General features: G+C 70.6%; 9 protein-coding genes. 5 read left to right on the plus strand and 4 right to left on the minus strand.

Annotation, left to right across the window (positions count from 1 at the left end):
- The first annotated feature begins 16 nt into the window (after positions 1-16).
- Genes QWY80_RS12515 through QWY80_RS12530 form a run of 4 tightly spaced genes read left to right on the plus strand, consistent with a single transcriptional unit; the run spans position 17 to position 3,775 of the window.
- Positions 17-634: a helix-turn-helix domain-containing protein gene (locus tag QWY80_RS12515; RefSeq protein ID WP_290231952.1), complete on the plus strand. Its 618-nt coding sequence runs from the start codon at positions 17-19 to the stop codon at positions 632-634.
- A complete protein-coding gene (locus tag QWY80_RS12520) occupies positions 631-1,296 on the plus strand; it encodes a response regulator transcription factor (protein ID WP_290231954.1) in 666 nt (221 codons plus the stop codon). The genes QWY80_RS12515 and QWY80_RS12520 overlap by 4 nt, the downstream gene beginning before the upstream one ends.
- Positions 1,293-2,666 carry a sensor histidine kinase gene (locus tag QWY80_RS12525; protein WP_290231955.1) on the plus strand — a complete coding sequence of 458 codons (1,374 nt, stop codon included), beginning with the start codon at positions 1,293-1,295 and terminating at the stop codon, positions 2,664-2,666. Before QWY80_RS12520 ends, QWY80_RS12525 begins: the two co-directional genes overlap by 4 nt.
- Entirely contained in the window at positions 2,663-3,775 is a 1,113-nt protein-coding gene (locus QWY80_RS12530) for an ABC transporter substrate-binding protein (protein ID WP_290231957.1), read from the plus strand. The genes QWY80_RS12525 and QWY80_RS12530 overlap by 4 nt, the downstream gene beginning before the upstream one ends.
- Here the strand turns inward: QWY80_RS12530 and cobA are convergent.
- The 3 genes from cobA to hppD all read right to left on the minus strand — a co-directional run bounded on the left by cobA (position 3,772) and on the right by hppD (position 7,345).
- Complete coding sequence (gene cobA, locus QWY80_RS12535; RefSeq protein WP_290231959.1) at positions 3,772-4,608, minus strand: uroporphyrinogen-III C-methyltransferase; 837 nt, start codon at positions 4,606-4,608, stop codon at positions 3,772-3,774. The two genes, QWY80_RS12530 and cobA, sit on opposite strands and share 4 nt — an antisense overlap.
- Positions 4,609-4,627: 19 nt before the next feature.
- Positions 4,628-6,094 carry a sodium-dependent transporter gene (locus QWY80_RS12540; protein ID WP_290231962.1) on the minus strand — a complete coding sequence of 489 codons (1,467 nt, stop codon included), beginning with the start codon at positions 6,092-6,094 and terminating at the stop codon, positions 4,628-4,630.
- 153 nt (positions 6,095-6,247) lie between these two features.
- Positions 6,248-7,345 (minus strand): 4-hydroxyphenylpyruvate dioxygenase, encoded by a 1,098-nt coding sequence (gene hppD, locus QWY80_RS12545; RefSeq protein ID WP_290231964.1) that lies wholly within the window; start codon positions 7,343-7,345, stop codon positions 6,248-6,250.
- A gap of 496 nt (positions 7,346-7,841) precedes the next feature.
- On the opposite strand from hppD, the gene cfa reads away from it, so the two are divergent.
- The gene (gene cfa / locus QWY80_RS12550; protein WP_290231965.1) at positions 7,842-8,996 is read left to right on the plus strand and encodes a cyclopropane fatty acyl phospholipid synthase; all 1,155 of its coding nucleotides are present in this window, start codon (positions 7,842-7,844) and stop codon (positions 8,994-8,996) included.
- Positions 8,997-9,068: 72 nt separating this feature from the next.
- Here the strand turns inward: cfa and QWY80_RS12555 are convergent, their stop codons facing one another.
- The gene (locus QWY80_RS12555) at positions 9,069-9,716 is read right to left on the minus strand and encodes a dienelactone hydrolase family protein (RefSeq protein WP_290231967.1); all 648 of its coding nucleotides are present in this window, start codon (positions 9,714-9,716) and stop codon (positions 9,069-9,071) included.
- Positions 9,717-9,783: the final 67 nt, after the last annotated feature.

Here is a 9,783-nt window from a genome sequence, read left to right on the forward strand (position 1 = left end):
AAGGAGTCTTGTCAGTATGGCTCAAGATCGCGTGGAAGCCGTGGAACGGGCGTTGACCGTGCTGGAGGCCTTCGACTCCGACCAGCAGGCCTTCAGCCTCGCCGAGTTGGCCCAGGCCACTGGTTTCTACAAGAGCACCCTGCTGCGCCTGCTGGGCTCGCTGGCGCGCTTCGACTATGTCAGGCGCGACAAGGCGGGCCTCTGGCACCTGGGCGAAAGCCCCCGGCGCCTGGCCCGTCGGCAGGACCCCCACCGCCTGCTCGCGACGCGGGTCCAGCCGCTGCTCGACGATCTGGCCGCACGGCTCGACGAGACGGCTTCCCTGCTCGAGCAGACCCGCGAGGGCATCGAGTGCCGGCTGGTGGCCCTGCCGGCCGCCACGCTGCGCCATGACCTGCGCCCCGGCATGGCCTGGTCGCCGGCCACCGACGACACGCCCTGTCCTGCGCTCGCCGGCGGCCGCATGGTCGCCCACCCACTGCCCACCACGCCGGGGGCACCGCTACGCTGGCTGGCCGTGTCGGGCCCCGAGGGCCGCCTGGTGGCCGCCGACGCGACCCTGGCCCTGGCCGAGGCCAGCGCCCGGCTCGAGGCACAGCGCCGCGACACCCCCATCCCGGAGGTGACCCCATGAGGCTATTGCTGGTGGAGGACGATCCGCTGCTGGCCGGCTCCCTGCTGGGGCTGCTGAGCGGCGGCGACCAGGAGGTCGAGCACCTGGCCGATGGCGGCGAGGCCCTGGCCCGGCTGTCGCGGCCCGGCCACGGCGTCGACCTGCTGCTGCTGGACCTCAACCTGCCGGGGCGCGGCGGCCTCGAGGTGCTCGCGGCGCTGCGCGGTCACGACCGCGAGACGCCGGTGCTGGTACTGACCGCCCGCGGCGCCGTCGAGGACCGCGTGCGCGGCCTCGACCTGGGCGCCGACGACTACCTCGCCAAGCCGTTCGCCCTGGACGAGTTGGAGGCCAGGGTGCGTGCCCTGCTGCGTCGCCACGCCCGCGCCACCCAGCTCGCCCTGGGACCGCTCGGCCTGGACGCCGCCACCCTGAGCTTCACCCTGGACGGCGAGCCCTTCCCCCTGCCGCCGCGCGAGCAGCGCTTGCTGGCCTGCCTGCTGCGCCACGCCGGGCAGCCGGTGGAGAAGGCGCGGCTCGCCGAGGAGGCCTTCGGCGGCGAGCCGATGGGCGACAACGCCATCGAGGTCTATGTGCATCGCCTGCGCAAGCGCCTGCCCGCAGGCCAACTGGCGCTGAGGACGGTGCGCGGCCTGGGGTACCTGCTGGAAGCCGAGTCGTGACGCTGGCCGGCAGCCTCTACGGACGCCTGCTCGCCTGGCTGGCCCTGCCGCTGCTGGCGCTGGGCGCCCTGCTGCTGCTGCAGGCCTGGTTCGAGGCCCGCGATACCGCCGACCGCGCCTACGACCGCCTGCTCGACGCTGCCACCCTGGCGATCGCCGAGCAGGTGCAGTGGCAGGACGAGCGGCTGTGGCTCGACCTGCCCCCCGCCGCCCTGGAAATGCTGGCCAGCGATGCCCAGGAGCGCGTCTTCTACACCCTGGTGGACCAGCAGGGCCACTACATCACCGGCAATGCCCGGCTGCCCGCCCATCCCGGTGACGACGCGGCGAGTGGCGACACCCTCCTCTACGGCGACATCGAGTGGCACGGCATGCCGCTGCGACAGGGCGTACGCCGCTCGCGGCTCGAGGACTGGCGCAGCCGCGAGCGCTTCGAGGTGCGGGTCGCCCATACCCGCGAGGGGCGCGACGCCCTGAGGATCGAGCTGCTGCGCGGCAACCTGGCCGGCATCCTGGGCATGGGCGCCCTGGCGGTGGTGACCCTGCTGCTGGCGGTGCGCGTGGCGCTGGTGCCCCTGACCCGCCTGCGTCACGCCATCCGCGCCCGGGACCCACGCACCCTGGCCTCCCTCGACCTGGCCCTGCCCCGGGAGCTCGCCGAGCTGCGCGAGGCACTCAACGAGCTGCTGGCGCGCATGCGCCGGGTGCGCGCCAACCAGGAGCGCTTCATCGGCGACGCCTCCCACCAGCTGCGCACCCCCCTGGCGGGCATCTCCGCCCGGGCCGAGCTGGCCCTGCGCCGCCAGTCGCCCGATGAGTGGCGCGCGGCCCTGGAGACGATCCATGCCACCAGCGAGCGCACCACCCGCCTGGCCATGCAGCTGCTCTCCCTGACCCGCCTCGACAATCCCGAGTACCGGCCCGAACACCGGCCGCTCGACCTCAACGCCTGCGTGCGCCAGACGGTGCGCGACCACTGGGTGACCTGCCACCAGGCCGGGGTCGACCTGGGCGCCGACTGCGCCGAGGGCGAGGTGAGCGTGGCCGGCACCGACTGGCAGCTCGCCGAGGCGCTGGGCAACCTGGTGGACAATGCGCGGCGCTACGGCGCCCGCCACATCACCCTGGCCACCCGGCGTGCGCCGCCCCGGCTGGTCGTGGAAGACGATGGTCCGGGAATCCCGCGCGAGCGTCGCCTGCTGGTGCTGCGGCCCTTCCACCGCGGCCGCGACGACGGCGAGGGCTCGGGCCTGGGACTGGCCATCGTCGACGGCATCGCCCGCAACCACGGCGCCCGCCTGACCCTCGGCGAGGGCGAGCAGGGCCGCGGGTTGCGGGTGGAACTGCGCTTCCCGGAGGCCTCCCCATGACCCTGCGCCGTCTCGCCCGCCTGGCGTCCCTCGCCACGCTCTGCCTGCTGCCCTTCGCGGTTTACGCCGAGGAGACGCTGCACCTGCCGGCCGAGGCCTCGGCCGGTCCGATGCGCCCCCTGGTGATCCACGCCGCCCTGGACCTGCCCCAGGCGCGCCCGCTGCTGGAGGACTTTCACCGCCGCCACCCGCAGATCGACCTGACCTACCGCAACCTCACCACCCTGGCCCTGCACGAGCGCTTCCTAGAGCGGCCCGACGAGGCCGACGTGATGATCTCCTCGGCCATGCCCTGGCAGTTCGCCCTGGCCAACGAGGGGCACGCCCGTCCGCTGGGCGGCCCCATCCTCGACGCCTGGCCCGCCTGGGCACGCTGGCGCGACGAGCTGGTCGCCTTCACCTTCGAACCCATCGTCATGGTGGTCCACCGCGACCTGGCCGAACTCGCCGAGCCGCCACGCAACCACGCCGAGCTGCTGGCACTGCTGAACGGCCATCGCCAGGCGCTGGCGGGGCGCGTGGCCAGCTATGACCCGGTGCGCAGCGGCGCGGGCTACGGCTATGCCATGGAGGAGTCGCGACTGTCGCCGCGCTACTGGGACCTGGTGGCCGCGCTGGGCGCCGCCGAGGCCGAGCTGGTGGAGACCACCGGGGCGATGCTCGACGGCCTGGTCGAGGGCCGCTTCCTGATCGGCTACAACCTGCTGGGCAGCTATGCCGCTCCCATCGTCGAGGCAAACCCGCAGCTCGAGTTGGTGATCCCCGACGACTACGCCCTGGTCACCCAGCGCCTGGCCTTCGTGCCCCGCCGGGCCCCGCACCCGGATACCGCCACCCTGTTCGTGGACTACCTGTTGAGCGTGGAGGGACAGCGCACCCTGGCCGAGCGCACCTCGCTGGGAGCCATCCATCCGGGGCTGGACGGACCGGGCACCGCCGCTGAGCTGCGCGGGCGCCTCGGTGACGCGCTTCGGCCGCCCGGCCTGGGGCCGGGCCTGCTCGCCGCCCTGGACCGGCTCAAGCGACGCGCCCTGCTGGCGCGCTGGCAACGCGAGTTTCGCCGCGACCCCGGGGACGCCGACAGTGCCGCGGCACCCGCCGCCGACTAGCGGGTGCGGCGCTCAGCGGTCTCCCAGCCGGCGGCGCCGGCCCGCGCCGCCTCGAACCAGGCCAGGCGATCGTGCAGCGCCACCACGCCGCCCACGATGGTCAGGGTGGGAGGATGCAGGGCCGCCTCGGCGAGGCCCGCCGGCAGGGTCGCCAGGCTGGCGCGATGCACCCGCTGGCGGGCCGTGGAGCCCTGCTCGATCAGCGCCACCGGCGTCTCGCCGGGCAGGCCATGGGCGACCAGTTGCCGGCAGATCTCCGGCAGGCCGTGCAGGCCCATGTAGAACACCAGGGTCTGGCCCGGGCGGGCCAGCGCCGGCCAGTCCAGGTCGGCGCTGCCGTCCTTGAGGTGGCCGGTGATGAAGTGCACCGACTGGGCGTGGTCACGGTGGGTGAGCGGGATGCCCGCATAGGCGGCGCAGCCCGAGGCGGCGGTGATGCCGGGGATCACCTCGAAGTCGACGCCGGCCTCCGCCAGGGCCTCGAGCTCCTCGCCGCCACGCCCGAAGATGAAGGGATCGCCGCCCTTGAGGCGCACCACGCGCCGGCCCGCCCGCGCCCAGTCCACCAGCGCCTGGTTGATCTCCTCCTGGGGCAGGCTGTGGTCGGAGCGGGCCTTGCCCACGTAGAGGCGCTGCGCCGCCGGATTGGCCAGGGCCAGCACCTCGCGGCTCACCAGGCGATCGTGGAGGATCACCTCCGCCGCCTCGAGGCGTCTGAGCGCCTTGAGGGTCAGCAGCTCGGGGTCACCGGGCCCGGCGCCAACCAGGCTGACGCCGCCACGCGCCTCCCCCTGCGCACCCTCGGTCCTGTCTGGGAATCGACCGGCGCTCATATTCCATTACCTCCAGCAATCACGATTCATTATACAGCACGCGCCTGAGCCGCGGGCTGACCAGCTCGCCGACCAGGGCGATCGCCACCAGCGCCGCCAGCAGCCAGGGCCAGTGCACGCCGAACTCCACCCGGGCGATGCCCAGGGCGTCGACGAAGATCACCAGGATACCGAGCGGGCTCACGTAGCGCGCCATGAACAGCCACAGGGCATGCCAGCGCGGCGACAGGCCCAGCTCGTCGCGCAGGCTCTCGCTCTTCAGCACGAAGCCGGCCAGCAGCACCATGCCCAGGCCGCCCAACGGCATCATCCAGCGCGAGGTGAGATAATCGAGCCAGTCGAAAAAATGCCGACCGGCGAGCGTCCAGTCGGCGCCCAGGTTGAACGACAGCATGGCCAGGGTGCTGACCAGCCACAGCACGCTACCGGTGCCCCAGGCCGCGGTCCGCCGCGAGATCCCCCGATTGTCGGTAAGCCAGGAGACGGTGGCCTCGACCATGGAGATCGACGAGGTCAGGGCGGCCATGGAGAGCATGACGAAGAAGAGGATGCCGAACAGGGTCCCCAGCGGCATCGCCTGGAAGGCCAGCGGCAGGCTCATGAAGATCAGCCCCGGCCCCTCCCCCGGGTCCATGCCGTTGGCGAAGATCACCGGGAAGATCGCCAGCCCCGCCATCAGCGCCACCAGGGTATCGGCGACGGCCACGGTCAGGGTAGTGCGGGCAATGGAGGCCCGCGCCGGCAGGTAGCTGCCGTAGGTGAGGATGGCGCCGGAGGCCAGCGACAGGGTGAAGAAGGCATGGCCCAGGGCCGCCAGCATGCCGTCGCTGGAGAGGCTGCCGGCATCGAAGGCGAACAGGAAACGCAGCGCCTCGCCGAAGCCGCCGGAGAAGAGGCCATAGACGATCAACACCCCGAGCATCACCACCAGGCCGGGCATCATCCAGCTCACGCTGCGCTCGATGCCCGCCTGCACGCCCTTGCCGACGATGGCCATAGTGGCGAGCGTCACCAGGGTGCTCCAGAACCCGAGGTTCCAGGGGTTCTCGTTGTTGGCCGCGAAGATCGCCACCATGTCGTCGACGCTGCCGCCGGCCAGGCCGCCACTGAGCAGCTTCCACAGGTAGGCGAAGGACCAGCCGGCCACCACCACGTAGAACGACAGGATCATGAAGCCGCAGAGCATGGCCATCCAGCCCAGCAGCGACCACAGCGATGAGCCCCCGGACTCGGCCGCCACCCGCCGCACCGCATCGATGGGACTGCCGCGGCCGCGCCGCCCGAAGGCGATCTCGGTCATCATCACCGGCACGCCCACGGCGAGGATGCAGGCCAGGTAGACCAGCACGAAGGCGGCACCGCCGTGCTCGCCGGTCATGTAGGGAAACTTCCAGATATTGCCCAGGCCCACCGCGGAACCGGTGGCCGCCAGGACGAAGCCCCAGCGGCCCAGCCACTGGGTACGGGATTGCGGGTTCGCTGTCATGTCACACCAGGGGGATCACGTTGCTGTTATGGTAGGCCATCACGATGTCGGGCCATCCAGACCCGACATTGTGATGGATATTGCCGTGATTTGGCACTCGTCCAATGGATTATTCTGATTCGATCTGGACGGGCAGCCGGGGGCGCCGCGGCCTCACTCGAGCACGCCGCGACGGATCTGGTCTTCCTCGATGGATTCGAAGAGCGCCTTGAAGTTGCCCTCGCCGAAGCCCTCGTTGCCCTTGCGCTGGATGATCTCGAAGAAGATGGGGCCGATCACCGTCTCGGTGAAGATCTGCAGCAGCACCCCCTCGTCGGGTCCGCCGTCCACCAGCAGGTTGAACTCGCGCAGGGCCTCCAGGTCCTCCTCGTGGTTGGGCACCCGCTCGTCGACCCGCTCGTAGTAGGTATCCGGGGTGGTCATGAACGTGACCCCGTTGGCACGCAGCGCCCGCACCGTGGCATAGATGTCGTCGGTGGCCAGGGCCAGGTGCTGGATCCCCTCCCCGTTGTACTCGCGCAGGAACTCGGCGATCTGGGAGCTGTCATCGGCGGACTCGTTGATCGGTATGTGCATCTTGCCGCAGGGGGCGGTCATCGCCCGGGAGTGGAGCCCGGTCTTCTTGCCCTCGATGTCGAAGTAGCGGATCTCGCGGAAGTTGGCGATGCGGGTGTAGAAGTCGGCCCAGGCGTCCATCTGCCCGCGATCCACGTTGTGGGTCAGGTGGTCGAGCACCTTGAGCCCAACGCTGTGATCGTTGGCGCCGCGACCGGGGATCGGCTCGAAGTCGATGTCATAGATGGTGCGCCCCTCGCCGTCCACCTGGTCATCGACGAAGTAGAGCAGCGAGCCGCCGATGCCCTTGATCGCCGGGATCCCCACCTCGCCGGGCCCGACCGGGTTCTCCATCGCCTCGGCACCATGGGCCAGGGCATGCTCGAAAGCCTGGCGGGCGTCGGCGACCTTCCAGGCCATGGCGCAGGCGCTGGGGCCATGGACGCGCGCGAACTCGGCGGCATGGCTTCCCGGCTCGGCGTTGAGCACGAAGTTGACGCCTTCCTGCTGGAAGAGGGTCACCTGCTTGGAACGATGCTGGCGGGTCTCGGTGAAGCCCAACCGGACGAACAGGCGACGCAGCGCCTCGATCCCCTCGGCGGTGGGCGCCGTGAACTCGACGAACTCGAAGCCGTGGGTGCCGATAGGGTTGGCCTTGCCGAGGGAAGAACCGGGTTGCTGTGCGGGTGCGTTCATCATGACCTCCAGGGGTTGCGGGAGCGGGCCCCGAACCGGCGCCGGGGTCTCCGTGACTGCTGTGGCCAAGCCTAGTGCAGGCCCGCAGCCCCCGGAACCGCCGGGACGCCCGTCGTCAGGCCTCTGTGGCCCTCCTCTGCCACCGCGCCGTCACGAAATCCTTACACACACGGCCTGCCCGCCTTCTCTGCCCCCGGGATGGTGCGAAGACATGACAGGCCGTAAGGAAAACCTTACACTCCGGCACCGCCCGCGCTCACTTCCCCTCGAGCGGGGCCTCGACATCGTCCATGCCCTGCTCCCGGTCGATGCGGGTCCCTGGCTTGTCCACCTCCCAGCGTTGACGGCGCCGGCTCACCACAACCGCCTGACTTTTCACGCCATTGGGTAGCTGGTCTATGCTCATTTCAAAGGTTCGCAGTAGGACTTTCTCGCCGGCGCTCGGCGAGCCGCGCCGCTCATGATGCCGCCACCACGTCTGGATCAGGAGGACTCCATGACCAGTGATTCCCGAATCGGCCCCATCGCCCTGCCCGATACCCGTGCCCGGCGCGTCGTCGAGAAGCTGCTGGAGGGGTCCGGTGTCGCCCTCAACGGCGATGCCCCCCAGGACCTGCAGATCTTCCATCCCGATTTCTTCTCCCGGGCGCTGCACCAGGGCACCCTGGGGCTCGGCGAGGCCTACATGGATGGCTGGTGGGAGTGCGAACGGATCGACGAGATGGCCTGTCGACTGCTGCGCCACGGCCTGGGCGAGCGTGCCCACACCCGCTCCGAGCGGTTGATGTACCGCCTGCAATCCGGCTTCTTCAACCTGCAGAGCAAGGCTCGCGCCTACATCGTCGGCGAGGCCCACTATGACCTGGGCAACGACCTCTTCGAGCGCATGCTCGACCCCACCATGTGCTACTCCTGCGGCTACTGGAAGGAGGCCGACACCCTGCACGAGGCGCAGCGCGCCAAGCTGGAACTGGCCTGCCGCAAGCTCGACCTCGCCCCGGGCATGAAGGTGCTCGACATCGGCTGCGGCTGGGGCAGTTTCGCCGAACACGCCGCCCGCCACCACGGCGTCGAGGTCACCGGCATCACCATCTCCCGGGAACAGGCCGAACTCGCCCGGCGGCGCTGCGCGGGGCTGCCGGTGGAGATTCGGCTGCAGGACTACCGCGACCTGGAGGGGCATTACGACCGTATCGTCTCCATCGGCATGTTCGAGCACGTCGGCCACCGCAACTACCCCGCCTACTTCCATACCGTGGAACGGCTGCTGGACGAGGACGGCCTCTTCCTGCTCCACACCATCGGCTCCAACAGCTCCGAGGTGAGCGCCGACCCCTGGATCAACAAGTACATCTTCCCCAACGGGGTGCTGCCCTCGGTGATGCATATCGCCCGGGCCAGCGAGGGGGCGCATCTGCTGATGGAGGACTGGCAGAACTTCGGCCCCGACTACGACCCTACCCTGATGGCCTGGCTCGAGAACTTCGACGCCCACTGGCACGAGATCGCCCACCGCTACAACGAGCGCACCCGGCGCATGTTCCGCTATTACCTCTCGGTGTGTGCCGGCGCCTTCCGCTCCCGCGACCTGCAGCTCTGGCAGGTGGTCTTCTCCCGCGGGCGCCGCGGGCGTTACGATGCGCCGCGATGACCGAGCTAACACAACCACGGTCGGTCCCGACTACGGCATGCCAAGCGAGGCCTCGGGGGTCATGGGGGACCGTCACAGGTGGTCGAGAAACCAGCGCGCGGCGTGGGCCTGGACTTCCTCGAGCTTGCCGGGCTCCTCGAACAGGTGGGTGGCGCCGGGCACGATGATCAGTTCGCAGGGCGCCGGCATGCGCGCCCTGGTCTGCTCGTTGAGCGCGATCACCGGAGCGTCCTCGCCGCCGACCAGCAGCAGCGTCGGTGCCCGGACGGCCGCCAGGTCGTCACCGGCCAGGTCCGGTCGTCCGCCCCGCGAGACCACGGCGGCGACCTCGTCCGGCCGCCGGGCCGCGGCGATCAACGCCGCCGCCGCTCCGGTACTGGCGCCGAACAGGCCGAGGCGCAGGTCGCGGGTCTGAGCGGCCCGGGCGACCCAGTCGACGGCGCCGGTCATGCGTGACCCGATCAGCGGTATGTCGAAGCGCAGCTCGCGGGTCCACTCATCGATGAGGTTCTCCTCGGCGGTGAGCAGATCGAACAGCAGGGTGGCCAGCCCCTGTTCGCTGAGGTAGCGCGCCACCCGACGGTTGCGGGTGCTGAACCGACTGCTGCCACTGCCGTGAGCGAACACCACGAGACCGCTGGCGCCGTCGGGCAGGATCAGGTCTCCCTCCAGGGCCACCCCGGCGGCCTGCAGCTCGATGGCGGAGTGGGAAGCGGCCATGACGAACTCCTCCTCGTAATGCCTCGGATCGGCAGCCCCAGCCGACTCTGGACGACCGGGGCCAGTC

The sequence above is a fragment of the Halomonas ramblicola genome (assembly GCF_030409215.1).
In the GTDB taxonomy this organism is placed as follows: Bacteria; Pseudomonadota; Gammaproteobacteria; order Pseudomonadales; family Halomonadaceae; genus Halomonas; species Halomonas ramblicola.

What these genes read in the sequence shown, in the direction of transcription:
- QWY80_RS12555 (WP_290231967.1), bottom strand. Translation starts at nt 9,716, where the DNA reads ATGGCCGCTTCCCACTCCGCCATCGAGCTGCAGGCCGCCGGGGTGGCC.
- cfa (WP_290231965.1), top strand. Translation starts at nt 7,842, where the DNA reads ATGACCAGTGATTCCCGAATCGGCCCCATCGCCCTGCCCGATACCCGT.
- QWY80_RS12520 (WP_290231954.1), top strand. Translation starts at nt 631, where the DNA reads ATGAGGCTATTGCTGGTGGAGGACGATCCGCTGCTGGCCGGCTCCCTG.
- cobA (WP_290231959.1), bottom strand. Translation starts at nt 4,608, where the DNA reads ATGAGCGCCGGTCGATTCCCAGACAGGACCGAGGGTGCGCAGGGGGAG.
- QWY80_RS12530 (WP_290231957.1), top strand. Translation starts at nt 2,663, where the DNA reads ATGACCCTGCGCCGTCTCGCCCGCCTGGCGTCCCTCGCCACGCTCTGC.
- QWY80_RS12515 (WP_290231952.1), top strand. Translation starts at nt 17, where the DNA reads ATGGCTCAAGATCGCGTGGAAGCCGTGGAACGGGCGTTGACCGTGCTG.
- hppD (WP_290231964.1), bottom strand. Translation starts at nt 7,345, where the DNA reads ATGAACGCACCCGCACAGCAACCCGGTTCTTCCCTCGGCAAGGCCAAC.
- QWY80_RS12540 (WP_290231962.1), bottom strand. Translation starts at nt 6,094, where the DNA reads ATGACAGCGAACCCGCAATCCCGTACCCAGTGGCTGGGCCGCTGGGGC.